Raw genomic sequence first — 24,779 nt, forward strand, 5'->3', positions numbered from 1 at the left:
TTTTTGTAGACTGTTTTATTCATAATCCTTAGCAAAAATCAATTGCCATGTTTGAAAAAAATAATACTTATAAAATAATCCAAGATGAAAACGAAAATAAGAATCCTTTGTTTGCTTTTCTTTTACCAATTTTCTTTTGGTCAAAATGAAAATAGAAAGTCATTACACGGTCAATTTACAAATGAATCCGCTTTGGTGGACAATGGATATGTTTTTAATTTGAATTCAAAAACGAGAACCTTTATAAGTAATCAAGGTTTTTTTGATATTTTGGCGAAAGCCAAAGATACATTGCTAGTCTCAAGCGCTTCTTTTAAGTCTAAAAAAATTGTGATTCAGGAGAAAGATTTTTCAAAACCTTTGTTTGTGGTTAATTTAGAAACGCAGACTACGCTGTTGAAGGAAGTAATTGTGAAGCGCAAAGCGGAGATAAAACCAATAACTGGCGGTTCGCAGGGTATTGTTGATATGCAGTTTTTTGATGATGCGAAATCCTCACCTATTAATAGAACCATGCCCTCAGATGGAACCATAGAAAATGGAATGGATTTTGTTAGAATATATAAAATGGTTTCTAAATTATTTAAGAATGATTCGGCAAAAAGAACCGATTTGAATCCTGATGTGGATTTTTCTGATGTGGTTTCTAAAGGGATTGATACTTATTTCTTTACAAATACATTGAAGTTGAAAAACGATGAAATTGGGCTTTTTCTGGATTATTGCGAGAATGATCCAAAATCAAAAAGCCTTTTGAAACAAGAAGATGAATTTTTACTAATTGATTTTTTAATCACCAAGAACGAAGAGTTTAAAAGAATTACTACTTTTGAAAAATGAAAAAAACAATTTTAATTACTTTTTTTGGGTTATTATTTTTAACGTTAACGTCCTTTAGTGTGCATAAATTTTATGTATCCTTATACCAAGTAAATTACGCTCCTCAAAAGAAAATGCTTCAAATCACCGCTCGTATTTTTGTTGATGATTTGAATAGTACAGTTGGGAAAAAGTATAGTAAAAAAATCAATTTAGGTTCCGAAAAAGAAACAGAGGAAGATTTGATTTTATTGAAAAAGTATTTAAGCGAAAAATTCTCAATAAAAATAAATGGAAAATCTAAGTCCATGAATTTTTTAAGCAAAGAAATGGAAGGGGATGTACTTATTTGTTATTTAAGTATGAAGGAAATCCCTAAGATTAATTCACTCGAAATTTACAATACAGTTATCATAGAAGGAAATTCAGAGCAACAGAATATTATGCATTTTAATGTATCTGGAATAAAAAACACCTTGCTATTTACAGAATCCACGCCAAAAGGAATGTTAAATTATGAATAAGTGTAGAAACATCTGTTTTAAATTATTATTTTCACGCACTGAATAACCAGATTTTCACCTATGAAAAAATTTACTTTATTATTACTTCTTCCTGCAATTTTATTTGCTCAAGAAAAAACTACTCCTGTTACACCAAAACAAACAGGAAAGTACGATACCAATAAGTTTAGCCAAATGTATGATTTGTTAGCAACGCCTAACATGTTTCGTACTGCTTCTGGGGCTCCGGGCCCGGCTTATTATCAGCAACAGGCTGACTACAAGATAAATATAGAGCTTGATGACAAGAAATCTAAATTGACTGGGTCAGAAACGGTTACTTATTATAACAATTCTCCAGATACTTTAGAGTATTTATGGGTTCAGTTAGACCAAAATCAAGCTGCTAAAACTTCGCAGACTCCATTGGCTGAAAGCCAAAAAATGGAACAGGTTTTTCCTGCTGGAAACTTTGCAAACAAGTTTTTAAAACAGGAACAAGAGCGTGGTTTTAACATTGAATTTGTGAAAGATGTAAAAGGAAATCCTTTGTCATATTCGATCAATCAAACCATGATGCGTATTAATTTATTAACTCCAATGAAACCTGGCGAGAAATTTACTTTTTCAATCAATTGGTGGTATAATATTAACAATTACAGACAAGATGGTGGTCGTTCAGGCTATGAATTATTCGAAAAAGAAGGAAACAAATTATATGTAATTGCTCAGTTCTATCCTAGAATGGCAGTTTATAATGATGTTGAAGGATGGCAAAATATGCAATTTTGGGGAACAGGAGAATTTACGTTGCCTTTTGGGAATTTTGATGTAAATATCACTGTGCCGGCAGATCACGTTATGGAAGCTACTGGTGAATTGATGAATAGAAGCGAAGTATTTACTGCAGAGCAAGTAAAAAGATACGAACTGGCTCAAAAATCATTTGATAAACCAGTTGTAATTGTTACTCAAGCGGAAGCTGAATCTAGTGAAAAAGGGTTTTCAGAGAAGAAAAAAACGTGGAAATTTAGCGCTAAAAACGTAAGGGATTTTGGTATTGCTACTTCTAGAAAATTTATTCTTGATGCAATGGCAGTTCAATTGACTAACAAAACAGTTATGGCTATTTCGGTTTATCCTAAAGAAAGTAATCCACTTTGGGGAGAAACTTCTACCAAAACTGTGGCGCATACTTTAAAAAGTTACTCATCTCACACATTTGATTATCCTTATCCAAAAGCAGTTTCTGTATCAGCAGAAGATCAAGGAATGGAATATCCAATGATTTGTTGGAATTATGGTCGTCCTGACGAAAAAGGAGTGACAAGTGAACGTACTAAAAACGGAATGATTGGTGTAGTAATACATGAAGTAGGGCATAATTTCTTTCCTATGATTGTAAATTCTGACGAGCGACAATGGTCTTGGATGGATGAGGGTCTTAATACTTTTATGCAATATATGGCTGAACAAGAAATGGGTACAAATTTCCCTTCCAGTCGTGGGCCAGCAAGTAAAATTGTTCCTTACATGAGTGGAGATCAAAAATTCTTGGAGCCTATTATGTCAAACTCTGAAACGATAGTTCAATTTGGTGCTAATGCTTATAGTAAGCCAGCAACAGGTTTAAATATTCTTAGAGAAACTATCATGGGAAGAGAGTTATTTGACCATGCTTTCAAAGTATATGCTAACAGATGGAAATTCAAGCATCCTACACCAGAAGACTTTTTTAGAACTATGGAAGATGCATCAGCAGTTGATTTAGATTGGTTTTTCAGAGGATGGTTTTATTCGACTGATTTTGTTGACATCGGAGTGAAAGAAGTAAAACAATATTATGTATCTGAGACTGCAACTGCAGCATTAAAAGATGCTGTAGTAAGAAGAGGACGTTTTGGTCAAGAAAAAGGACCTTTCGTTTATTTAGTTCCTGGAACAAGTGAAGAATTGTCATCAAAAGATAAGAAGGCATTGGCAATTGCAGATGTAAATTTATTATCTGAGTATGTAAACCAAAATTTTTCTGCTGACGAAAAATTAAAATTAAAATCACCTAAGTATTTCTACGAAGTAGAGTTTAACAAACCAGGAGGAATGTTAATGCCAATTATCGTTGAATTGACGTACGAAGATGATACGAAAGAAACCTTCAAGTATCCAGCTCAAATCTGGAGAAAAAATAATGATACAGCTAAGAAAGTTTACGCAACTGAGAAAGCAGTCAAAAAAATTCAGATAGATCCAAAATTAGAAACTGCTGATATTGATGTAACCAATAACGCATGGCCTAAAGAAGAAGTAAAGTCTAAATTTGATTAAATAAAGACATAAAATTAAAAAAGACTCTGAAAAGAGTCTTTTTTTTATGAAAAAATTAAAAGTCAAGGATTCAAAATTAGGTATCTTTGCAACAATAAAAAAGAAGAAATATGTTTGGCATAGGAGGAGGCGAATTAATTTTTATCATGTTTATAGTACTCATGCTTTTTGGGTCGGATAAAGTACCAGAAATAGCCCGCACCATGGGTAAAGCAATGGCACAATTAAAACATGCTACGAATGACATAAAAAGTGAGATTCAAAAAGGAGCAGAGGCTAATGGATTTGATACACAGACATTAACTGATTTAAGAGGGAATATTACATCAGAGATTAATAAAGCTAAGGAAAACCTATTGGGAGATACGTCTCAAATTAGCGATATAACCGGAAATATCACCTCAGAAATCAATAAAGCCAAGGACAATTTACTGGGCGAAACAACCACTCCAATCGAAACAGTTAAAGAAGTTATAGAAGATGTTGCAGGACCTATAAAACGTCAGATGTAATGTTGGAAAAATTACTGTCTTTAGATACGGAATTGTTTGTTTATTTGAATGGGTTAGGTTCGGAAACGTATGATGGACTTTGGTTATTTATTACCAGGCAAAGCAACTGGACTCCTCTTTTTTTACTGCTTTTGTATGTTATTTATAAAAAATTAGGAGTTAAACAAACCTTATATTTATTGCTATTTGTAGCAGCTTTAATCACAATTACAGATCAAACAACAAACTTGTTTAAAAACGGATTTCAAAGATTACGCCCTTGTAATAATTCTGAAATCAATTCCTTTATACGTGTAGTTCAAGAACGCAAATCATTCAGTTTTTTCTCAGGACACGCCGCAAATTCTATGGCAGTTGTAACATTTTTGTATTATAATTTTAAGGACAAAATTAAATTTTTTGGCTTCCTGTTCTTATGGCCGCTCATCTTCGCTTTCAGTAGAATCTATCTGGGATTGCATTATCCATTGGACATTCTTACAGGCTATTTCTTCGGATTTGCTTTTGGTTTTTTGATGTTCAAAGGCTACAAAATAGCACAACAAAAGTATTTTCCACAATAATAATTTTAGAATTATTTAGGAGCTATTTCCTGCTAATCGCTGTATCTTTTTCTTTTCCTTCTTCTTTATCAGTCAGAATTACAAGAAAAAGGATGCCGCTTTTATCAGGGCTAAGGTATTTGTTTTCAAAAGAAATATCCTAAACTAAAGAACTCTGCTCACTGTCAGTCCATCACGAATAGGCAACAAGACTGTTTCTACTCTTGGATCAGTTGCTAATGACTTATTGTATTCCAGCAATACTTTTGTACTCAAATCATTGGGTTGTAAAGGCTCTAGAACTTTACCGCTCCATAACACATTATCTGATAAAATAATCCCACCTTTATTCATTTTTGGAACAATTAATTCAAAATAGTTGCTGTAATTTTCTTTATCAGCATCGATGAAAACCAAATCAAATTTTAAGTCAAGCGTTGGAATAATGTCAATTGCTTCTCCTAAATGCTGAAAAATTTGCTTTCCCCAAGGTGATTTGTCAAAATGTTTGCGTTGAAAATCAACCAACTCTTCTTTGATGTCAATCGTGTGCAATTGTCCGGTTTCCTGCATGCCTTCGCACAAACACAACGCTGAATAACCTGTATACGTACCAATTTCCAGAATATTTACCGGCCGAATCAATTTAGACAACATACTCAAAACCCGACCTTGAAAATGCCCGCTCAACATTCGCGGCAGCAGAATTTTTTGGTAAGTTTCCTTATTCAGAGCTGCCAGTAAAGCCGGTTCTTTTTCAGAATGTTGCTCGATATAATCTTCTAATTCTTGGGAAATGAAATGCATTATTTTAAACTTTTTATCGGGTCTTGAAAAGTATTGAATATTCTAACGATATGAATTGTGTTTAGATTGAATTGATAAAGTATTTTGTAGTTTCTAGTGATAATTCTTCTACAATCAATTCGGTTTTCGTCAATCTGAAATTGCTCGGGAAAAGTAATTAAGTGTATACTTCTAAAAATTTCATCTGTTATTTTAGTAGCAACAAGGGGAGAAATATTTTTTTCTAATGAAAGATAAATGTCTTTTAAATCAAGCTTCGCATTATTAGTCCAGAAAATGGCATAATTAGTATTATTCATTTTTCCAGGTTTTCATTTCTTCGATAAGATTTTCTTGAGAAATTACTCTATTGTGTTTAATATCTTCTAATCCTTCTTCAACCTTATTATTATATTCCGAAAGTGTTAAGGTATTTCCTTTGGTATCGTAAGAAACAATTTCATTCAAATAATTATCAAATACCGACGATACAATACGAAGTACTCTTTCGTCTGCTAAGTCCAATTGAAGTTGAATTTTTTGTTTTAATTCTTGAAGTCCCATTTTGCTAATTTATATACAAATTTACAAAATTTTATAATACGTTTCATTATTGTGTCCGGTCAGCTACTTAGACTCTTTTTTACAATTTCCCTCGATACAATCTTCTAATTCTTGGGAAATGAAATACATTTTTTTAAATTTTTCACAAAATTACAAATAACCAAATTCACAAATAACCAAAACCTCAAAATACTTGCTAACTTTGCACCATGGAAATCGATAAAAAAGACATAAGAGCTTTATCAAAAGAACAATTACGTGATTTTTTTGTCGCTAATAAGGACAAAGCCTTTCGTGGAAATCAAGTTTACGAATGGTTGTGGAGCAAAGGCGCACATAGTTTTGAGGATATGACCAATGTTTCGAAAGGAACACGCACTATGCTGGAAACGCATTTTGTTATCAATCACATCAAAGTGGATACGATGCAGCGCAGTGAAGACGGAACCGTGAAAAATGCTGTTCGTTTGCATGATGGTTTGGTAGTGGAATCGGTTTTGATACCTACAAATACAAGAACTACAGCTTGTGTTTCCAGTCAAGTAGGGTGTAGTTTGGATTGCAACTTTTGCGCTACAGCGCGATTAAAAAGAATGCGAAATCTGGAACCGGCTGAAATCTATGATCAAGTAATTGCCATTGATAAAGAAAGCCGTTTGTATTACAATCATCCGTTGTCGAATATTGTTTTCATGGGAATGGGAGAACCGCTCATGAATTACAACAATGTTTTGAAGGCAATCGAAATGATTACTTCTTCGGAAGGTTTAGGAATGTCGCCTAAACGTATTATGGTTTCTACATCGGGAGTTCCTAAAATGATTAAGAAATTAGCAGATGATGACGTGAAATTCAAATTAGCAGTTTCGCTACACTCAGCAATCGATGAAATTCGTTCTAGGATTATGCCTTTTAGTGCTAATTTTCCTTTGGCGGATTTACGCGAATCATTGGAATATTGGTACCGAAAAACTAAAAGTAAAATCTCCTACGAATATGTCGTTTGGAAAGATATCAATGACAATAAAGCTTCCATAGATGCTTTGGTGAAGTTCTGTAAATACGTTCCTTGCAAAGTGAATCTTATCGAATACAATCCAATCGATGATGGAGAATTTCAACAAGCTTCCGAAGAATCAATTAATGCATATATAAAAGCACTTGAAGCTAGCGGAATTGTTGTAAAAGTACGAAGAAGCCGTGGAAAAGATATTGATGCTGCTTGCGGACAACTGGCCAATAAAGAGATGTAATCTCAAAAAAAGCATTAAAAAGCAAATGAGTATTTTGCTTTTTAATGCTTTTGTAATTTACAGAAAAGAAGTTTATTTCTCTAAATGGATTTCTTTAATAACACCATTTATTGTGATAGTTGCAAGATTATCACAACCACCTTTCCCGAAATCTAAAATCGCTTCAGCTTTATTTAATCCTTGAGAATTTGTTTTAGTATTGGTAATTGTTCCTTTTACGGGGAAAGGTAATTTACAACCCATAGAGAAACGAAGCGGGTTTGCTTTGATAGTACTTGTGTATATATCTCCATTCGGTAATTTTGTAATGCTATATCCCCAAACTAAGAAAACATTGTCTTCCCAAACAGTTAGTGTACTAAATCCTTCTATCATTTCTCTAACTCTTGTGCCGGTTCTACTCAGAACTTTGCCGTTTTCAAAAGTAATCGTTAAGTTAATAGTAAATGTTGAAACGGGATGAATTGCTGCTAATAAATCGGTGCTTTTTAGGGATCTAGTTATGGTTTCTGTACCATTAATTTTTTTGCCATTATGGTAGAATCCATCTAAACGGTAGGTAATCTTATGCTCTAAACTAGTGAAATTATTAGAAAAAGTAATAAAAATTTTTCCTTTCAGCACATTTCCATTAGGAAGAGCGCAACCTTGAGTGCCAAAATCGATTGTTCTTTTCCAAATCCCATCTGTTAATACCGTAGTGACTGTTGCGCAGTCAGGCAAAATGCTTTTAATGGTAGTAGTGCTTTTACTTACGGACCCTTTTTGGACTGAGAATTGATCATCAGCAATGTTTGCAATATCATCAACTGCTATGTCAATATTCGAATCCGCAGTGATTTCTTCCGTTTCAATTGTGGCAATTGGGTCTTGAACTTTTTCATTTGAATCACAACTAATAAAAAAGGATAGCGCTACGAATGCTCCAAGTAATAAAATTTTTGTTTTCATAATAAATAGTTTTTTTAGGTTAAAGTTTTGATTGGTAAACTAATAAAAAGTTTAATTGGGGCTCAATTAAGTCATAAATATATAAAAAAAATCAATTCAAAAGAGGATGGTTTTAAATGAATCATAATTAACCTGAAAAGCTATTAGATACCATGTTAGGCAATACTTTTTTTGAATTTCAAAGATTGTATATTAAAACACATACTTAAAGGAAATAAACGAATTTTTTTATTAAAAATAGTATCTTTGATTTCTAAATGAATGTCACTTCTAAAATAAAACAGCCCATTTTTAACGAAATGGAACTTTTTGAAAAAAAGTTCTACGAATCGATGACTTCAAAAGTGGCTTTGTTAAATAGAATTACCTATTATATCGTAAACAGAAAGGGAAAGCAAATGCGCCCTATGTTTGTTTTTCTGACGGCCAAAATGGTTTCAACCGGAATAGTAAATGAGCGAACGTATCGCGGAGCTTGTGTTATCGAACTGATTCATACCGCAACATTAGTTCACGATGATGTAGTGGATGACAGCAACCGCAGAAGAGGTTTTTTCTCCCTTAATGCGCTTTGGAAAAATAAAATTGCGGTACTTGTAGGTGATTATTTATTGTCCAAAGGATTATTGCTTTCTATTGATAATGGAGATTTCGATTTACTTCGAATTATTTCTGTCGCTGTACGCGAAATGAGTGAAGGCGAATTACTTCAGATTGAAAAAGCCCGAAGACTTGACATCACAGAGGATATTTACTATGAAATCATTCGAAAAAAGACAGCGACACTTATTGCTGCCTGTTGTGCTCTTGGTGCAAGATCCGTTATTGAAGATGAAGTTCAGGTAGAAAACATGCGCAAGTTTGGAGAACTCATCGGGATGGCTTTCCAAATAAAAGATGATTTATTCGATTATACCGAAGATGCTATTGGTAAACCTACTGGAATTGACATCAAAGAACAAAAAATGACTTTGCCTCTTATTCACGTCTTGAATACGTGTACTTCAAAAGAGAAAACATGGCTTATCAATTCCATTAAAAACCATAATAAAGATAAAAAACGCGTCAAAGAAGTTATTGCTTTTGTGAAAAACAATAATGGATTGCTTTATGCAGAACAAAAAATGATAGAATTCCAGCAAGAAGCCCTTTTGCTTTTAGATAATTATTCGGATTCTGAGTTTAAAGATGCGCTGATTTTGATGGTAAATTATGTGATTGAAAGAAAAAAATAATTTTTTTTAAAATATTTTTCTTTCGTTAACTATTGATTTTATTGACTTTTTTTGGTTTTAATTTTTTAGAATCAAAAAATTTTCTATCTAAGATGCAACCTTTTTGCATTGTCAATCGTCTATACTTATAGAAACACTTTATAAAAATTTTGAAAGTAATCAACTTACATCAGGAGGAAAATGAATTAATCGAGTTAGCTGTCGAGAATAATCGGCATGCACAACAAAAGATTTATACCCAGTTTTCTCCAAAAATGTTAAGCGTTTGCCGTCAATATATAAAAGACATTCATCAGGCCGAAGATATCATGATTACTGCTTTTATGAAAGTGTTTACGAATCTGAAAAATTTTCAACACAAAGGAAGTTTTGAAGGTTGGATTAGAAGAATCATGGTCAATGAATGTATTTCTTATATCCGAGTTGAAAAAAAGCTAAAATATATTGAAGATGAAACCTACTTTGAAGAAAGTTTTAATAACATCGAAAGCCAATTTTCAATAGACGATATTCAATTTTTGATTGACAGTTTGCCGGATGGCTATAAAATGGTTTTCAATTTATATGCTATCGAAGGATTCAAACATCACGAAATTGCAACTATGTTAGGGATTAATGAAGGAACATCAAAATCGCAATTGTCACATGCCAGAAAAATGTTGCAAGGACAGATTAATAAGCTAAAAAATTACAGTAATGGAACCGAATAAATTAGAAACACAGTTCAAAGAGCAATTAAATTCTCGGGAAATCAAACCATCAGAAATGGCTTGGAGCAAATTGGATGCCATGCTTACGGTTGCTGAAAAACCAAGAGCCAAATTTCCTTGGTTGTTTATAGCGGCAAGTTTTGTTGGATTTCTATTGATAGGAACGGTTTATTTTAATGGTTTTAAAACTATAAAAATAGATAAGGGAAATCCAGTAGTTCTAGAAGAAAAAATAGATAGGAATAATTTAGAAGAGCCAGAAATAGTCAGTGAAACTGTTTTGCCTAACCGAATTAAAAAAACAACAATAAAGGTACATAAAATTGTTGCTGACAATAATAATCTAAAAAAGCAGCCAAAGCAACTTAATAATAAAGAGGAAGAGGTTTTAATCATCAATCAATCAAAAGAAAATGGTGCTGTAGTTAATTCTTCTGAAAACAAGAATAGCCAATCAACAAGTGTAAATAAATATATTTCAGCAGAAAAATTATTAGCAGAAGTTACGAATACTAAATTTGAACCTAAAGCTATTGATAAAACACATGAAAAAACTAGGAAAGCTATTGCGGTTAATCCAAACAGTTTACTGGCAAATGCTGAAACTGAATTAAATCAATCATTTAGAGAATCTGCATTGGACAAATTCAATAAAAATTTTAATGCTATAAAAACAGTTTTAGTTAATAGAAATTACGAAGAATAAATAAAAATCAATCATCAATCATCAATCAAAAAACGAAAATCATGCAAAAAATTATTTTATTCACAGCAATTGTGTTGCTTTCTTTACTATGTAAGGTAAACGCTCAAGGAGTAGATGCCATAAAAAATAGTTCAGACTGGCACTATAGAGGTTCAAAGCCGGATAGTTATGAAATGGGATTAGATGCAGGGGCTGAAAAAAACAATCAAATGGTTTACAAAATTAAATCGATTCAAAGTAAAACGAATGGTTTTGGTACTATAATGAAAACCATACAATCGGATGCATTTTTGGGAAAAACAGTCAAAATGACTGCGTATGTAAAAAGTGAAAATGTAAAGTCATGGGCAGGGTTGTGGATGCGAGTAGATTATTATACTGCAGCAGTTTTAGCTTTTGATAATATGCAAAGAAGACCCATCAAAGGAACTAAGGATTGGACTAAATATGAGGTGGTTTTATATGTTCCAACTGAGGCAACAGCTATTTCGTATGGTGTTTTATTAAATGAAACAGGACAAATTTGGTTTAAGGATGTAGTAATAGAAATAGTTGATGACTCCCTTGAAGAAACCGGACAAAATAAAGGAAGAGACCATAAAGTAATTTCCTTTGAAACCAAAGCCAAAGCTATTAGTAACGAAATTAAAGCCATTACAGATAATGAAAAAAATGCCCTAAAAGTGGCTGTGGAATTAATTGACAGGGACTTAGAAAAAGGTGTTGTCACTAAGGAGCAAGCAAGTGACCTTAAAATGCAAAAAGCAAAAATTCATGCTGCAGTCATTGAGGCAAAAGTGAGTGTTGAACAAGCAAAGTTAAATCAATTGGTACAAGATAAAGTTGATGGAAAAGTTGCAGATGAAAAGGAGCATAGAAGCGGAGGCCGAACGATTATTCTAGGTAACAATTCAAATTCAATTGGTTCTCAAACCGAAATTAATATCACTTCTATGAAGGTTTATAATGGTCAGGAAGATAAGGAAGAGCGCCAATCCAAAAGAACTACTTCACAATTTGTATTCGCTACTGGATTGAATAATGTAGTGACTGATGGCTCAATACAAAAATCAGATTTTAGGTATTTAGGGTCGCATTTTTACGAGTGGGGATTGAGTTACAATACCAGAATTTTACAAAATGACAATCTATTGCATGTAAAATATGGATTTTCAGTCACCTACAATAACTTGAGAGCTACGGATAATAGGTATTTTGTAGCTGATGGAAACCAAACAAAACTTGAGGTAAATCCAATTCATCAGGATGATTCTCGTTTCAAGAATGTAAATTTAGTATTTCCAATGCACTTAGAATTTGACTTCACAAAATCCAAAGAAAGAGATGGGAAGACCTATTTTAAAACACACGATAGTTTCCGTATTGGTTTAGGAGGGTACGTTGGTACAAATCTAAAATCGAAGCAATATATAAATTATGATATTGATGGGTATAAGTCAAGAGAAATAACTAAAGGTGATTTTAATGTTGATAGTTTTATATATGGATTAAGCACTTATGTAGGATATAAATCTACCAGTTTGTACTTGAAATATGACTTGAATCCTTTATTCAAAGACAATACAGTGAAACAAAATAACGTTTCCTTAGGAGTGCGTTTCGATTTTAATTAAAGTCTAGTTGAGTTAGTTTTTATACTTTTTTAAGAGCCCTTTCAGAGTTTCAAACTCTGAAAGGGTTTATATCTTTAAAAACTTTGTAACTTTGACCTTTTGCAACTTTGACCCTATATTAAATTGATTTCAAAAGCCACTATAGATACTGTTTTCGAAACTGCTCGTGTTGAGGAGGTAATTGGTGATTTTGTACTATTGAAACGTGCAGGAAGTAACTTCAAAGGGCTAAGCCCGTTTTCTGAAGAGCGCTCTCCATCGTTTATGGTTTCTCCTGCCAAAGGAATTTGGAAAGATTTTAGTTCTGGAAAAGGGGGAAATTCTGTGGCTTTCTTGATGGAACACGAAAAGTTTACGTATCCGGAAGCTATTCGCTATTTAGCCAAAAAATATAATATTGAAATTGAAGAAACCGAGCAAACAGATGAAGAAAAAGCCAATACTGATGTTCGAGAAAGTATGTATTTGGTTTCAGAATTTGCAAAAACCTATTTCCATGATACACTTTTAAATTCGGAAGAAGGAAAAGCAATTGGCTATTCTTATTTCAAAGAAAGAGGTTTTACCAATGAAACCATAAAGAAATTTGGATTGGGTTATTCCCCTGAAGCTTGGGATGCTTTTACAAAAGAAGCTTTAGGAAAAGGATATAAATTAGAATTTCTGGAAAGTACAGGACTCACAATTCCCAGAGATGACAGGCCTTTTGACCGTTTCAAAAGTCGTGTGATGTTCCCAATACAAAGTATGTCGGGAAGAGTACTTGGTTTTGGAGGAAGGATTCTTACCAATGATAAAAAAGCGGCAAAATACCTGAATTCACCAGAGAGTGAAATTTATCACAAGAGCAAAGTATTGTATGGTATTTTTCAAGCCAAACAATCCATTGCTAAACTCAATAATTGTTATTTAGTCGAAGGATATACGGATGTAATTCAGTTCAATCAATCTGGAATTGAAAATGTTGTAGCTTCTTCAGGGACAGCTTTGACGCCAGATCAAATCCGATTAGTAAATAGACTGACAAAGAATATTACCGTTCTTTTTGATGGAGATGCCGCCGGTTTGCGCGCTTCAATTCGAGGAATCGATTTGATTCTTGAAGAAGGAATGAATGTAAAAGTATGTACATTTCCTGACGGAGAAGATCCGGATAGTTTTGCCAGAAAAACGTCTTACGATGATTTAGTTTTATATCTCGAAAATAATGCTAAAGATTTTATTCAGTTCAAAGCATCACTTTTGATGAATGAGGCCAAGAATGATCCAATCAAAAAAGCGGATTTAATTCGGGATATGGTAGTCAGTATTTCGAAAATTCCGGATAGAATTCAACGCGAAATTTACATTCAGGAATGTTCCCGAATTATGGATATTTCGGAGCAAGTGCTTGTGAGTACCTTGGCACAATTAGTTCAAAAAGATGTTGGTGAAGTTGGAAAAAAACAAAAACAAGAGTTAGTGCAAAAGGCTTTTGACTTTGTTAAAAATGAAGGGATAGGAGATAGCGAAAAGGTAGATTCACTTTATTTATTTGAAAGGAAAATTATTGAAATTTTGGTGCTTTATGGTAATTTAACAAAGGAGTTTGAAGATGTGTTTTTAAAATCAAATGAAGATGGAGAAATTATAGATGTTACTGAAATTAAAGAATTAAAAGTTTTTCAGAAAATATATTTGAGTTTGCAAGATGATGAAGTAGAATTTGCAAGTCCAATATTTAGAGAGATTTATAAAAATTTAATAGATTATTATTTGCAAAATGAGGATTCTGGGCTTGAAAAATATATAAACCATTTTCAGTCAGGTATTCCAGATGAAGTAACTAATATTATAATGGAGGATGAGAAAAATGTATTGCATAATTGGATAGGTCAAAATATTTTTCCTAAAACCAAAGAGGAAATGTTAAATCAGGATGTTTCGGATACATTACTTACTTTAAGATGGTTTTTAATTAGTGAAATTATAGAAGAGTTAAAAAATTCAGTCTCTAATGAGCCAGACTCAGATAATATGGAGTCATTGTCTTTAGTCATGAATTATATAGAGTTAAGAGGAAAATTTTCAAAAAAATTAGGAAGAGTTGTGGTACGTTATCATTAAAGGGATATGATTTTTTTACGTCACAATATTGACAAATTAAAAAGCTCTGTATCATCTGAATTAGTTTCAGATGATACAGAGCTTTTGTTTATGGTGATGGATTACAATGTATTAATCCATTTTTTTTAAAAATTAGGGAGAGTTATGTCGTGGTATTCTTAAACGATCTCTAAAGTTTTTGCTTTGTTTACCAAGTCTACTAAATTGGTAACATTTAGTTTTGTTAGTAATCGTAATTTGTACGTACTAATTGTTTTTTCGTTTAGTTTCAGAATGTCAGCTATCTCATGATTTTTCTTCCCATCACTTAGATAACGTAAAACTTCTACTTCTCGATTGGAAAGCTTACGGTATAAACGCTCGCTCTTACTTTGTTTTGCAATTAATGCTAGATTTTTCTTTACGGTTTCATTCATGATTATCTTGCCTTGGTGGACTTTGATAATCGATTGGCCCAAAGTTTCTAACTTTTCTTTTTTGTGGATAAACCCGGAAACTCCCGCTTTAATAGCATTGGGTGCGTAAATTTGTTCTGAAAGACCACTGAAGATAATAATTTTAGTTTTCGGAAAATTTTTCAAGAGTGCTTTAACCTCGAAAATACTGGAAAGACCTTCCAGCTCCAAATCTAAAATCAATACATCAATTTCTTTAGTTAAAAGTATATCCCGCACCATCAAAAAATTACCTACATTGGCAACTATTGATATGTCTGCATTGTCTTTAAAGTAAGATTTTACTCCAAAATGCACAACAGGATAATTATCGGCTATACATACTTTAATCATGATTTTAAATTTTTAGAATTAATTGTTATTGGAAATGTAAAATTAATAAATAAATTCTGTAATTAATTGTAAATCAATATAAAATGTGACTTCTTTATTTTTTTGGGATAAAACAAACAGGAATTGCTGTCATTTTATGTTGATTGATCGTATTTAATCGCTTATAAATTTCGAAAACAACTTTTTCTCTTCCTGAAAAAGCATTCGAAGATTTTCCGGCTTCATTTTGGGCCATTGCCCATTCCAGCTCGTCATAACTGGCTCCTAATTGATCTTCATCTGTTCTTTCGTCACCAAATAATCCATCAGTAGGGGATGCATTTAAAATAGAATCCGGGACTTTTAAGTAACTGCCTAAAAGAAAGACTTCTGACTTCATTAAATCAGCAATAGGGCTCAAATCAACCCCACCATCACCATATTTTGTATAAAAACCCACTCCAAAATCTTCTACTTTGTTTCCAGTTCCTGCAACTAATAAGCCATGAATGCCAGCAAAGTAGTAAAGTGTTGTCATTCTTAACCGTGCCCGGGTATTGGCAAGTGATAAATGAACTTTATCGCTATCTGAAATATCGGGTACAGCTTTCTTGAAAGTTTCGAAAACGGAGCTCAAATCAGCTTCAATACTGGATACATTAGGAAATCTTTTTTTTAATTGTTCGATATGTTCCTGTCCACGGGTTACGTGACTTTGTGCCTGATGGATGGGCATTTCAACGCATAAAACTTTTAATCCTGTTTGCGCACATAATGTTGAGGTAACTGCCGAATCTACTCCTCCTGAAACCCCAATTACAAAACCATTTACTTTTGCATTTTCTGCATATTTTTTTAACCAATTTACAATATGAGTATTCACTTTTTCAACAGGTAATGTGCTTTTTTTAGTCATAATAGTTTACATTTTAAAAATCAGGAATGTATATTTGCAAAATCAATTTGTTGCGCATTCGTTTCCTTAGATTCTTTGGACGCAAATTTAATTAATATATATGAAAAAATATCTGTTTCTTGTAGTCTTTTGTCTCTTTCTTTTATCCTGTGATAAGAAAAATAAAGTTGAAAGTGCCGTTACAGCAATTCCTTTGGAAGTAAAAGTGGAACGCTTTGATAAAATATTTTTTGAAACTCCACCGCAGGATTTAGAAAAAGTAAAAAAAGAATTTCCGTTTTTTTTTCCTCCAAGAAATGATAATAGTGTTTGGTTGAATAAAATGCAGGATCCGTTGTGGAGAGAATTGTACACCGAAGTTCAAAAAAAATATAGTGATTTTGGACCAGTAAAAGTGGAGTTAGAGTCACTTTTTAAACACATCAAATATTATTTTCCTAAGACAAAAACACCCAAAGTAATCACTGTAATCTCTGAAATGGATTATAAAAATAAGGCTATTTATGCGGATAGTTTGGTTGTTATTTCGCTTGAATTGTATTTAGGAAAGGATCATAAATTTTATCAGTTTCCAAATTATTTGAAACAAAATTTTGAGGAAAGACAAATCGCGCCAGATGTAGTTTCGAGTTTTTCGGAACGTCAAATTCCGCCTGTTTTGGACAAAAATTTACTTAGTGAAATGATTTATTATGGAAAGCAATTGTATTTAAAAGACTTACTTTTGCCGGATTATACCGATGCCGAAAAGATGGGATATACTCCAGAACAGATAACATGGTGTCAAGAAAATGAAAGTTATATGTGGCGTTATTTTATTGAAAAAGAAATGCTTTACAGTAATGATCAAAAGTTAATTTCCCGGTTTATAAACCCGGCACCATTTTCTAAATTTTATTTGGAAATTGATAATGAATCACCAGGGCAGGTTGGTGCCTGGATAGGATGGCAAATGGTACGCTCTTATATGAAAAATAATGAAGTGCCTATCGCAGATTTATTAAAAACCAATGCAAAAGAAATATTTGAAATATCTAAATACAAACCCAAAAAGTAATGTCGAATAAAAATACATCAGAAATTAAGTTTCTAATTGAATTAGATGAAAACCGAGTTCCGGAAAAGTTAATGTGGTCTGCTAAAGACGGTGGAGTCGAACAAGAAGAGGCAAAAGCAATTATGTTGTCTATCTGGGACAGCAAGGCAAAAGAAAGTATGCGAATTGATTTATGGACTAAAGATATGCCGGTTGATGAAATGAAAATTTTCTTTCACCAAACTTTAGTGGCAATGTCCGAAACCTTCAAACGCGCTACAGATGATGAAAAAATGGCAGATACCATGAAAGATTTCTGCGATTATTTTGCCGAGAAATTAGAGTTGACAAAATAGAATAGATTGTATGCTAAAAAATAAAATCCCAAAACTAAATTTTAGTTTTGGGATTTTTTATATAATAAATTTAGTTCTTAAAACTGACTATTATTTTTGAAAACTTCTTGATTCACTTCGTCAATATAAGAAAGTAATTCTTCTTTTCCAGTCGATTCTGTTGCTGAAGTAACAAAGTAATGCGGCATTTCGGCCCAATTGTTAGCAAACATTTTCTTCTTGTACGCTGCAATATGAGAATCAATTTTTACTTTACTGATTTTATCTGCTTTGGTGAAAACGATACAAAAAGGAATTTCACTTTCGCCCATATAAGACATGAATTCAATATCTATGGTTTGTGCTTCATGACGAATATCAATCAGAACAAAAGCACAAACTAATTGCTCTCTAGTTTCAAAATAATCAGTAATAAATTCTTGAAAAATTGATTTCGTTTTTTTAGAAACTTTTGCATAACCGTAACCTGGTAAATCGACAAGAAACCAATTGTTGTTAATCAAAAAGTGATTAATCAATTGTGTTTTTCCCGGTCTTCCTGATGTTTTAGCTAATTTTTTTTGATTCGTTAGCATGTTAATCAAAGAGGATTTTCCAACATTTGATCGGCCAATAAAAGCATATTCCGGCAAAAAGTCTTTGGGACATTTGGCTACATCGGAGTTGCTGATAACAAATTCGGCAGTATTAATTTTCATTTTTTCTAGGTGTAAAATTCTCCTTTTTAGGATTAGTGCACTGATAAATGCGTGTGTGTTAACCAGTCTTCTAATAAACGATTAAATTCATCAGGATGCTCCATCATGGCAGCATGGCCACATTTATCTATCCAGTATAAGGTAGAATTAGGTAATAATTTATTGAATTCTTCTGCAACATCCGGCGGTGTAACTTTGTCGTTTTTTCCCCAGATTATACAAGTTTGAACATGCATTTTTGGCAAATCTTTTGCCATATTATGACGAATGGCACTTTTGGCAATTGTCAGTGTTTTTATCAATTTTATTCTGTCATTTACAGATTCGTAAACTTCATCAATAAGTTCTTTGGTAGCTACTTTTGGATCATAAAATACATCTTCAGCTTTTTTCTTAATGTATTCATAGTCTCCTCTTTTAGGATAACTATCACCCATTGCGCTTTCATAAAGCCCAGAACTTCCAGTTATTACAAGTCCGGCTACTTTTTCAGGATACATTTTAGTGTGGTACAAAGCAATATGACCACCTAATGAATTTCCTAAAAGAATTACCCTGTCTAACCCTTTGAATGTGATGAAATCTTTAACATATTTTGCAAAACTTTTTACATTCGTTTTTAAAATGTTTTGAGTGTATATCGGTAAATCTGGGATTATTATTTTATAACCTTTTGTAGAGAAGTAACTTGCAACAGCATCAAAGTTGCTAAGTCCACCCATGAGTCCATGTAAAATGACAATTGGAGTTCCTTCGCCAGCTTCATAATAGCTATATCTACCTTCTTTTTTATAGTGTTTTTCCATTTTTTTTGAATGCGGATTTTCAATTTTGACAAATATAGGATTTAATAAATAAAAATGAATTTTTACAACAATTTTTAATTGTAAAATTATACATGTTGCTGTGAAAACAGGCTTCTCTTTTTGTCGTATTTGAGTTTTAAAATTTGATTATTTCGGAATTGGTTGTAAGATTTTAAATTGAAATTTTATTGTATTTCATCTCCTTTTTTTTATAACATTACCTTTCTTACAAATAAAATAAAAGAGAGCTAACGTCTTGATTGTCCAAAAATTAAGGGTTTTTGACCAAAAGTGGTTAAACTTATTAACAAAGTGGTATATAGTGGTAAATTGTGGTAATATTTTTTATATTTTTGCTCAACATCATTTAAAACTTTTTGCTTGGATACAATTATAGGAACATATGAATGTAAAGTCGATGCTAAAGGGAGGTTGCTGTTGCCAGCGCCTTTGAAAAAGCAATTGGCTGCTTCACTTCAAAACGGATTCGTTTTGAAGCGTTCCGTTTTTCAACCTTGTTTGGAATTATATCCTATGAGTGAGTGGGATTTGATGATGCAGAAAATCAATAAACTGAATCGATTCGTGAAGAAAAACAATGATTTTATCCGCAGGTTTACTGCTGGGGTTAAAGTGGTTGAAATAGATGCTTTAGGTAGATTATTGGTTCCGAAAGATTTAGTAATGTTTGCGAGTATTGCTAAAGAGGTGGTGTTCTCATCGGCAGTGAATATTGTTGAGATTTGGGATAAAGATTTATACGAAAAATCAATAAACGGGGAAGATGTTGATTTTGCAGATTTGGCAGAAGAAGTAATGGGAAATATAAATGACGACGACAATGGAATATCATAATCCGGTTTTGCTTCAGGCATCAGTAGATGGTTTAAATATTAGGCCTGACGGCATTTATGTAGATGTGACTTTTGGCGGTGGAGGACATTCAAAAGAAATTTTGAAAAGACTCGGGCCAAACGGAAAGTTGTTTGCTTTCGATCAGGATGAAGATGCTTTGGCAAATGCCCTGCCAGATGAAAGATTTACGCTTATTAATGAGAATTTCCGTTTTATAAAACGGTTTTTGCGTTTTTATGGGGTGAAAAGTGTCAATGGAATCTTGGCCGATTTAGGGGTTTCATCTCATCAATTTGATGTTCCGGAAAGAGGTTTTTCTACTCGCTTTGATGCAGGATTAGATATGAGAATGAGTCAGAAAAATGATTTGAATGCCTATCGGGTTGTCAATGAATATGATGATGCGAATTTGAAAAGGGTGTTTTTGGATTATGGTGAATTGAAAAATGCACCTGCTTTGGCAAGAACAATTATAGAGGCCAGAGAGGAGCAGCCAATCAAAACAACCGATGAATTGAAAGAGGTTTTGGCGAGATATTTACCGGAAAGAGTTAGAAATAAAATATTGGCTCAAATCTATCAGGCTATTCGAATTGAAGTGAATCAGGAAATGGATGTTTTGAAAGAGTTTTTGGAACAATCCTTAGAAATATTGAATCCGGGCGGAAGATTAAGTGTGATCTCGTATCACTCATTAGAAGATCGATTGGTGAAAAGATTTGTAAAAAACGGAATGTTTGAAGGGGAACCTGAACGTGACTTTTTTGGTAATTTTTCAGTGCCATTTAAAACAGTTGGAAAATTAATTGTTCCGGATAATGCTGAAATAAAAGAGAACAATAGAGCAAGAAGTGCCAAATTAAGAATTGCTGAAAAGATATAATTAGTCATAAAAATGAAAAACGGAGTTTACAGCCTATTGAAAGCGCGGTTTCTTATCAATGATGATGCAGTAAAAAACTGGCGGTTTATTGTTTTTGTAATTCTACTGGCAATCGTTATGATTGCTAATACTCAGCGATTTGAACAAAAAGTGTTTCAGATTGCCGAGTTGACAAATCAGGTTAAAGAGTTGCGTTCGGAATTTGTGGACAGACGCTCAGAATTAATGAAATTAAAAATGGAATCAACTGTTTCTGAAAAAATGATAGAAAAAGAAATTTTTCCGTCAACAGTTCCTCCAGTTAAAATAAAAGTTAAAAAAGAAGAAGAAAAAAGCTTTTTCAAAAAAATATGGCAGTAGAAGATAAATACATATCGTACAGAATTTATCTGGTTGCATTCGCTATCTTTTTGATGGCTATTGCGATTGCTGTAAAATTGACAAATATTCAATGGGTTGAGGGAGATTATTATAGAAAATTAGCCAAGGAAAGAACCGTTAAGAATTTTATCATTCCTGCTAATAAAGGAAATATTTATTCTGCCGATGGGAGCCTTTTAGCTACTTCCATTCCTAATTATGAAATACGTTTTGACGCTGTGGCTCCAAAAGCCGAAGCATTTGAAAAAAATGTGAAGTCGTTATCAGATTCATTGGCATCAGTTTTAGGAAAACCATCTAATTTTTTTGAAAACGAATTAAGAAAAGCCAGAGCTAATAAAAACAGGTATTATTTAGTTGCCCGTAAATTAAGTTATACCCAGTATTCTAAAATAAAAGGTTTTCCATTATTCAATTTGGGTGCTTACAAGGGCGGAATTATAATTGAACAAGAAACAGTACGAGAACATCCAATAGGGAAAATTGCAGAGCGCACTGTTGGTTATGAAAGGACTACAGAATCTGGATCATTTGATGGAAAAGGAATTGAATGGGCCTTTAGAAAATATTTGAACGGTAAAGACGGTAAGATTTTAAAGCAAAAAATAGCAAAAGGGCAGTGGAAACCCATTCGTGATATTAATGAAGTTGAACCTCAGGATGGATATGATGTGATATCCACAATCGATGTTTATGTTCAGGATATCGCACATCACGCGTTATTGAAACAGTTGGAATTGTATGAAGCAGATCACGGCTGTGTAGTGGTTATGGAAACTAAAACGGGTCATGTAAAAGCAATTTCAAATTTAGGAAGAGCAGATGACGGAACCTATTATGAAACTACAAACTATGCAGTTGCCGAATCGCATGAACCTGGATCTACTTATAAATTAGCAGGTTTAATGGCGCTTCTTGAAGATAAAAAAACGGATACCAGTACTGTTTATGACAGTAAAGGTGGAGTTGTGGTTTATTCAGGAAAAAAAGTAAACGATTCCCATACAGGAGGCTACGGAAAAATTTCTCTGGCAAGAGGTTTTGAACTTTCTTCTAATACGGTTTTGGTTCAGGCAGTTTACAATGGGTACAAAAATGAGCCTTCAAAATTTGTAAATCATCTTAATAATTTTGGATTAAATAGAACTTTAGGACTTTCGATTAAAGGGGAAGGAATACCTTATATTCCGCAGCCAAGAGATAAAAATTGGTCAAATATTTCACTGCCCTGGATGGCCTTTGGATATGGAGTTCATATTACACCGTTGCAAACATTAGCTTTTTATAACGCGGTTGCCAATGATGGTGAAATGGTAAAGCCTCAGTTTGTTTCTGAAATTAAAGAATGGAACAGAACCATCAAAAAATATGAGAAAGAAGTATTGAATCCAAGAATTTGCTCTCCAGAAACGATTTCAAAATTAAAAGCTGTTCTGGCAAATGTTGTTAAAAAGGGAACGGGGTCAAAACTCTATTCGAAAGATTTTTCTATGGCGGGAAAAACAGGTACAGCTCAGGTTAATTATGGAAAAAGTGGTAGATCTGGAATGTATTATGCTTCTTCATTTGTAGGGTATTTTCCGGCAGATAAACCTATGTATTCTTGCATAGTTGTAGTTCATAGACCTAATACTGCGCTTAATAATTTTTATGGTGTTGATGTGGCAGGTCCTGTTTTTAAGAGAATTGCTCAAAAGATTTTTACAGATGCGCCCTCAACAAATGAGATTAAAAACCTAAATAGAAAGATTACAAAGCAAGAAAATAATTATGATTCTTACTTTGTAAAATCAGAAAAGAAATTGCAATTAATCCCAAATGTGAAAGGAATGTCTGGAATGGATGCGGTTGCTTTATTGGAGAATTTAGGTGTAAAAGTAAAGGCTGTTGGAGTTGGTAAGGTGAAAAAACAATCGCTTGCTGCGGGTCAGAATATTGTGAAAAATACAACTATACTATTGGAATTATCATGAGTATATTAAAAGATATATTGTACAAAGTAGCTATCGAAGCCGTAAAAGGTTCGACGGATATCGCTATCAATAAAATGGATTTTGATTCTAGAAAAATCGAGTCAAATGATGTTTTTATTGCTATTCGTGGCTCCATTTCTGATGGTCACGATTTTATAGAAAAAGCAATTGAGCAAGGTGCTGTAGCAGTTATTTGCGATACATTTCCGGTGAATATTGCTAAAGGAATAACATACGTTCAAGTAAAAGACACGAATTCAGCCCTTGCATTTATGGCTGCAAATTATTTTGGAGATCCTTCTCAAAACTTGAAATTGGTTGGGATTACAGGGACAAACGGTAAAACTACTATTGCTTCTTTGTTGTACCAATTGTTTAAAAAAGCAGGTTTTAAAGTTGGATTACTTTCGACAGTAAAAATTTTAGTTGATGACGTTGAATACAAAGCGACTCACACGACTCCAGATTCGATTACGATAAATCATTATCTAAAAGAAATGGTAGAAAACGGTATTGAATACTGTTTTATGGAAGTGAGTTCTCATGGGATTCATCAAAAAAGAACCGAAGCATTGCATTTTGTTGGCGGTATTTTTACCAATTTGTCTCACGATCATTTGGATTATCATCCAACGTTTGCAGAATACAGGGATGTAAAAAAATCATTTTTCGATAATTTGCCAAAAACAGCCTTTGCGTTGTCCAATATTGATGATAAAAATGGGCAAGTGATGTTGCAGAACACCGCTGCAAAAAAACTGACCTATGCCTTAAAATCGTATGCCGATTATAAAGCGCAAATCCTGGAAAATCAATTGTCAGGTTTGTTGTTGAAAATAAACGGAAATGAAGTTTGGGTGAAGCTGATAGGAACATTTAATGCCTATAATTTATTGGCTATTTATGGAACTGCGATTGAACTTGGAATGGAAAGTTTGGAAGTACTTCGGTTACTGTCAGATTTAGAAAGTGTTTCGGGACGTTTTCAATTTATTGTTTCCGCATCAAATATTACTGCGATTGTGGATTATGCGCATACACCGGATGCATTAGAAAATGTGCTGAGAACTATCAATGACATTCGTACAAAAAACGAGCAATTAATCACGGTTGTAGGTTGTGGAGGAAATAGAGATAAAACCAAGCGACCAATTATGGCTGGAATTGCAGCTGATCTGAGCGACAAAGCAATTTTCACTTCGGATAATCCAAGAAACGAAGATCCGGAAGTTATCATTGCTGAAATGGAGCTAGGTGTTGGCTCTCAGAATTATAAAAAAATGTTGACCATAACTGATAGAAAACAAGCCATAAAAACGGCATGTCAATTGGCTCAGCCCAATGATATTATTTTAATTGCTGGGAAAGGGCATGAGACGTATCAGGAAATAAATGGAATACGTCATGATTTTGACGATATGAAAATAGTTAAAGAAATATTAGACCAACTCCATAAATAGAA

Annotated in this window: 26 protein-coding genes; 18 read left to right on the forward strand and 8 right to left on the reverse strand. The window is 33.1% G+C overall.

Translation table 11 applies throughout. The annotated features are described in order from the left end of the window. The first annotated feature begins 84 nt into the window (after positions 1-84). The 5 genes from E0H99_RS04845 to E0H99_RS04865 all read left to right on the forward strand — a co-directional run bounded on the left by E0H99_RS04845 (position 85) and on the right by E0H99_RS04865 (position 4,722). The gene (locus tag E0H99_RS04845; RefSeq protein WP_131991815.1) at positions 85-840 is read left to right on the forward strand and encodes a hypothetical protein; all 756 of its coding nucleotides are present in this window, start codon (positions 85-87) and stop codon (positions 838-840) included. After that, complete coding sequence (locus E0H99_RS04850) at positions 837-1,343, forward strand: DUF6702 family protein (protein ID WP_131991818.1); 507 nt, start codon at positions 837-839, stop codon at positions 1,341-1,343. Before E0H99_RS04845 ends, E0H99_RS04850 begins: the two co-directional genes overlap by 4 nt. Before the next feature lie 60 nt (positions 1,344-1,403). After that, positions 1,404-3,647: a M1 family metallopeptidase gene (locus E0H99_RS04855; protein ID WP_131991821.1), complete on the forward strand. Its 2,244-nt coding sequence runs from the start codon at positions 1,404-1,406 to the stop codon at positions 3,645-3,647. A gap of 110 nt (positions 3,648-3,757) precedes the next feature. Beyond that, a complete protein-coding gene (locus tag E0H99_RS04860) occupies positions 3,758-4,159 on the forward strand; it encodes a twin-arginine translocase TatA/TatE family subunit (RefSeq protein WP_131991824.1) in 402 nt (133 codons plus the stop codon). Next, entirely contained in the window at positions 4,159-4,722 is a 564-nt protein-coding gene (locus E0H99_RS04865; protein WP_131991827.1) for a phosphatase PAP2 family protein, read from the forward strand. Before E0H99_RS04860 ends, E0H99_RS04865 begins: the two co-directional genes overlap by 1 nt. Positions 4,723-4,866: 144 nt before the next feature. On the opposite strand, the gene E0H99_RS04870 is transcribed toward E0H99_RS04865, so the two are convergent. From E0H99_RS04870 to E0H99_RS04880, 3 genes are read right to left on the reverse strand one after another with little or no spacing between them, the layout of a single operon-like run. Beyond that, complete coding sequence (locus E0H99_RS04870) at positions 4,867-5,508, reverse strand: O-methyltransferase (protein ID WP_131991830.1); 642 nt, start codon at positions 5,506-5,508, stop codon at positions 4,867-4,869. Continuing rightward, complete coding sequence (locus E0H99_RS04875) at positions 5,508-5,807, reverse strand: type II toxin-antitoxin system RelE/ParE family toxin (protein ID WP_131991833.1); 300 nt, start codon at positions 5,805-5,807, stop codon at positions 5,508-5,510. The genes E0H99_RS04870 and E0H99_RS04875 overlap by 1 nt, the downstream gene beginning before the upstream one ends. Then, positions 5,800-6,051, reverse strand: a complete 252-nt coding sequence (locus tag E0H99_RS04880) for a hypothetical protein (protein WP_131991836.1) — start codon at positions 6,049-6,051, stop codon at positions 5,800-5,802. Before E0H99_RS04880 ends, E0H99_RS04875 begins: the two co-directional genes overlap by 8 nt. A gap of 209 nt (positions 6,052-6,260) precedes the next feature. Here E0H99_RS04880 and rlmN point away from each other — a divergent pair, with 209 nt between their 5' ends. Continuing rightward, on the forward strand, positions 6,261-7,304 hold the full coding sequence (gene rlmN / locus E0H99_RS04885; protein ID WP_131991839.1) for a 23S rRNA (adenine(2503)-C(2))-methyltransferase RlmN: 1,044 nt from the start codon (positions 6,261-6,263) through the stop codon (positions 7,302-7,304). A gap of 72 nt (positions 7,305-7,376) precedes the next feature. Here the strand turns inward: rlmN and E0H99_RS04890 are convergent, their stop codons facing one another. Then, complete coding sequence (locus tag E0H99_RS04890) at positions 7,377-8,255, reverse strand: hypothetical protein (protein ID WP_131991842.1); 879 nt, start codon at positions 8,253-8,255, stop codon at positions 7,377-7,379. A 257-nt stretch (positions 8,256-8,512) separates the two neighbouring features. On the opposite strand from E0H99_RS04890, the gene E0H99_RS04895 reads away from it, so the two are divergent. From E0H99_RS04895 to dnaG, 5 genes are all read left to right on the forward strand, one after another. Next, positions 8,513-9,490 carry a polyprenyl synthetase family protein gene (locus tag E0H99_RS04895; RefSeq protein WP_131991845.1) on the forward strand — a complete coding sequence of 326 codons (978 nt, stop codon included), beginning with the start codon at positions 8,513-8,515 and terminating at the stop codon, positions 9,488-9,490. Positions 9,491-9,639: 149 nt separating this feature from the next. Further along, a complete protein-coding gene (locus E0H99_RS04900; protein WP_131991848.1) occupies positions 9,640-10,200 on the forward strand; it encodes an RNA polymerase sigma factor in 561 nt (186 codons plus the stop codon). Then, positions 10,187-10,906 (forward strand): hypothetical protein, encoded by a 720-nt coding sequence (locus E0H99_RS04905; protein ID WP_131991851.1) that lies wholly within the window; start codon positions 10,187-10,189, stop codon positions 10,904-10,906. The genes E0H99_RS04900 and E0H99_RS04905 overlap by 14 nt, the downstream gene beginning before the upstream one ends. 41 nt (positions 10,907-10,947) lie before the next feature. Continuing rightward, a complete protein-coding gene (locus E0H99_RS04910; RefSeq protein ID WP_131991854.1) occupies positions 10,948-12,540 on the forward strand; it encodes a hypothetical protein in 1,593 nt (530 codons plus the stop codon). A 123-nt stretch (positions 12,541-12,663) separates the two neighbouring features. Further along, a complete protein-coding gene (dnaG, locus tag E0H99_RS04915) occupies positions 12,664-14,646 on the forward strand; it encodes a DNA primase (protein ID WP_131991857.1) in 1,983 nt (660 codons plus the stop codon). Between the two features lie 158 nt (positions 14,647-14,804). On the opposite strand, the gene E0H99_RS04920 is transcribed toward dnaG, so the two are convergent. Further along, complete coding sequence (locus E0H99_RS04920; protein ID WP_131991860.1) at positions 14,805-15,434, reverse strand: response regulator transcription factor; 630 nt, start codon at positions 15,432-15,434, stop codon at positions 14,805-14,807. A gap of 94 nt (positions 15,435-15,528) precedes the next feature. Continuing rightward, positions 15,529-16,329: an NAD(+) synthase gene (gene nadE / locus E0H99_RS04925; RefSeq protein ID WP_131991863.1), complete on the reverse strand. Its 801-nt coding sequence runs from the start codon at positions 16,327-16,329 to the stop codon at positions 15,529-15,531. Between the two features lie 100 nt (positions 16,330-16,429). Here nadE and gldB point away from each other — a divergent pair, with 100 nt between their 5' ends. Next, positions 16,430-17,386 (forward strand): gliding motility lipoprotein GldB, encoded by a 957-nt coding sequence (gene gldB, locus E0H99_RS04930; RefSeq protein ID WP_131991866.1) that lies wholly within the window; start codon positions 16,430-16,432, stop codon positions 17,384-17,386. Further along, the gene (gene gldC, locus E0H99_RS04935) at positions 17,386-17,721 is read left to right on the forward strand and encodes a gliding motility protein GldC (protein WP_091165314.1); all 336 of its coding nucleotides are present in this window, start codon (positions 17,386-17,388) and stop codon (positions 17,719-17,721) included. Before gldB ends, gldC begins: the two co-directional genes overlap by 1 nt. A gap of 77 nt (positions 17,722-17,798) precedes the next feature. Here the strand turns inward: gldC and yihA are convergent, their stop codons facing one another. Then, positions 17,799-18,419, reverse strand: coding sequence for a ribosome biogenesis GTP-binding protein YihA/YsxC (gene yihA, locus E0H99_RS04940; RefSeq protein ID WP_131915106.1), 621 nt, complete (start codon positions 18,417-18,419; stop codon positions 17,799-17,801). 32 nt (positions 18,420-18,451) lie between these two features. Continuing rightward, positions 18,452-19,225: an alpha/beta fold hydrolase gene (locus E0H99_RS04945; protein ID WP_099714437.1), complete on the reverse strand. Its 774-nt coding sequence runs from the start codon at positions 19,223-19,225 to the stop codon at positions 18,452-18,454. A 381-nt stretch (positions 19,226-19,606) separates the two neighbouring features. Between E0H99_RS04945 and mraZ the strand changes: the two genes are divergently transcribed. From mraZ to E0H99_RS04970, 5 genes are read left to right on the forward strand one after another with little or no spacing between them, the layout of a single operon-like run. After that, entirely contained in the window at positions 19,607-20,080 is a 474-nt protein-coding gene (mraZ, locus tag E0H99_RS04950; RefSeq protein WP_131991869.1) for a division/cell wall cluster transcriptional repressor MraZ, read from the forward strand. Then, positions 20,055-20,963 (forward strand): 16S rRNA (cytosine(1402)-N(4))-methyltransferase RsmH, encoded by a 909-nt coding sequence (rsmH, locus tag E0H99_RS04955; RefSeq protein ID WP_205728671.1) that lies wholly within the window; start codon positions 20,055-20,057, stop codon positions 20,961-20,963. The genes mraZ and rsmH overlap by 26 nt, the downstream gene beginning before the upstream one ends. 12 nt (positions 20,964-20,975) lie before the next feature. Continuing rightward, a complete protein-coding gene (locus E0H99_RS04960) occupies positions 20,976-21,323 on the forward strand; it encodes an FtsL-like putative cell division protein (RefSeq protein ID WP_131991875.1) in 348 nt (115 codons plus the stop codon). Next, entirely contained in the window at positions 21,314-23,317 is a 2,004-nt protein-coding gene (locus tag E0H99_RS04965) for a penicillin-binding protein (RefSeq protein ID WP_131991878.1), read from the forward strand. The genes E0H99_RS04960 and E0H99_RS04965 overlap by 10 nt, the downstream gene beginning before the upstream one ends. Further along, positions 23,314-24,777, forward strand: coding sequence for a UDP-N-acetylmuramoyl-L-alanyl-D-glutamate--2,6-diaminopimelate ligase (locus E0H99_RS04970; RefSeq protein ID WP_131991881.1), 1,464 nt, complete (start codon positions 23,314-23,316; stop codon positions 24,775-24,777). The genes E0H99_RS04965 and E0H99_RS04970 overlap by 4 nt, the downstream gene beginning before the upstream one ends. Positions 24,778-24,779 lie beyond the last annotated feature (2 nt).

Origin of the sequence: Flavobacterium sp. GT3P67 (genome assembly GCF_004349155.1) — a bacterium.
GTDB classification, from domain to species: Bacteria; Bacteroidota; Bacteroidia; order Flavobacteriales; family Flavobacteriaceae; genus Flavobacterium; species Flavobacterium ranwuense.

Bases quoted from the DNA above. Each gene is read 5' to 3' on its own strand.
- E0H99_RS04845 (WP_131991815.1), top strand. From the start codon at position 85: ATGAAAACGAAAATAAGAATCCTTTGTTTGCTTTTCTTTTACCAATTT.
- E0H99_RS04850 (WP_131991818.1), top strand. From the start codon at position 837: ATGAAAAAAACAATTTTAATTACTTTTTTTGGGTTATTATTTTTAACG.
- E0H99_RS04855 (WP_131991821.1), top strand. From the start codon at position 1,404: ATGAAAAAATTTACTTTATTATTACTTCTTCCTGCAATTTTATTTGCT.
- E0H99_RS04860 (WP_131991824.1), top strand. From the start codon at position 3,758: ATGTTTGGCATAGGAGGAGGCGAATTAATTTTTATCATGTTTATAGTA.
- E0H99_RS04865 (WP_131991827.1), top strand. From the start codon at position 4,159: ATGTTGGAAAAATTACTGTCTTTAGATACGGAATTGTTTGTTTATTTG.
- E0H99_RS04870 (WP_131991830.1), bottom strand. From the start codon at position 5,508: ATGCATTTCATTTCCCAAGAATTAGAAGATTATATCGAGCAACATTCT.
- E0H99_RS04875 (WP_131991833.1), bottom strand. From the start codon at position 5,807: ATGAATAATACTAATTATGCCATTTTCTGGACTAATAATGCGAAGCTT.
- E0H99_RS04880 (WP_131991836.1), bottom strand. From the start codon at position 6,051: ATGGGACTTCAAGAATTAAAACAAAAAATTCAACTTCAATTGGACTTA.
- rlmN (WP_131991839.1), top strand. From the start codon at position 6,261: ATGGAAATCGATAAAAAAGACATAAGAGCTTTATCAAAAGAACAATTA.
- E0H99_RS04890 (WP_131991842.1), bottom strand. From the start codon at position 8,255: ATGAAAACAAAAATTTTATTACTTGGAGCATTCGTAGCGCTATCCTTT.
- E0H99_RS04895 (WP_131991845.1), top strand. From the start codon at position 8,513: ATGAATGTCACTTCTAAAATAAAACAGCCCATTTTTAACGAAATGGAA.
- E0H99_RS04905 (WP_131991851.1), top strand. From the start codon at position 10,187: ATGGAACCGAATAAATTAGAAACACAGTTCAAAGAGCAATTAAATTCT.
- E0H99_RS04910 (WP_131991854.1), top strand. From the start codon at position 10,948: ATGCAAAAAATTATTTTATTCACAGCAATTGTGTTGCTTTCTTTACTA.
- E0H99_RS04920 (WP_131991860.1), bottom strand. From the start codon at position 15,434: ATGATTAAAGTATGTATAGCCGATAATTATCCTGTTGTGCATTTTGGA.
- nadE (WP_131991863.1), bottom strand. From the start codon at position 16,329: ATGACTAAAAAAAGCACATTACCTGTTGAAAAAGTGAATACTCATATT.
- gldB (WP_131991866.1), top strand. From the start codon at position 16,430: ATGAAAAAATATCTGTTTCTTGTAGTCTTTTGTCTCTTTCTTTTATCC.
- gldC (WP_091165314.1), top strand. From the start codon at position 17,386: ATGTCGAATAAAAATACATCAGAAATTAAGTTTCTAATTGAATTAGAT.
- yihA (WP_131915106.1), bottom strand. From the start codon at position 18,419: ATGAAAATTAATACTGCCGAATTTGTTATCAGCAACTCCGATGTAGCC.
- E0H99_RS04945 (WP_099714437.1), bottom strand. From the start codon at position 19,225: ATGGAAAAACACTATAAAAAAGAAGGTAGATATAGCTATTATGAAGCT.
- rsmH (WP_205728671.1), top strand. From the start codon at position 20,055: ATGACGACGACAATGGAATATCATAATCCGGTTTTGCTTCAGGCATCA.
- E0H99_RS04960 (WP_131991875.1), top strand. From the start codon at position 20,976: ATGAAAAACGGAGTTTACAGCCTATTGAAAGCGCGGTTTCTTATCAAT.
- E0H99_RS04965 (WP_131991878.1), top strand. From the start codon at position 21,314: ATGGCAGTAGAAGATAAATACATATCGTACAGAATTTATCTGGTTGCA.
- E0H99_RS04970 (WP_131991881.1), top strand. From the start codon at position 23,314: ATGAGTATATTAAAAGATATATTGTACAAAGTAGCTATCGAAGCCGTA.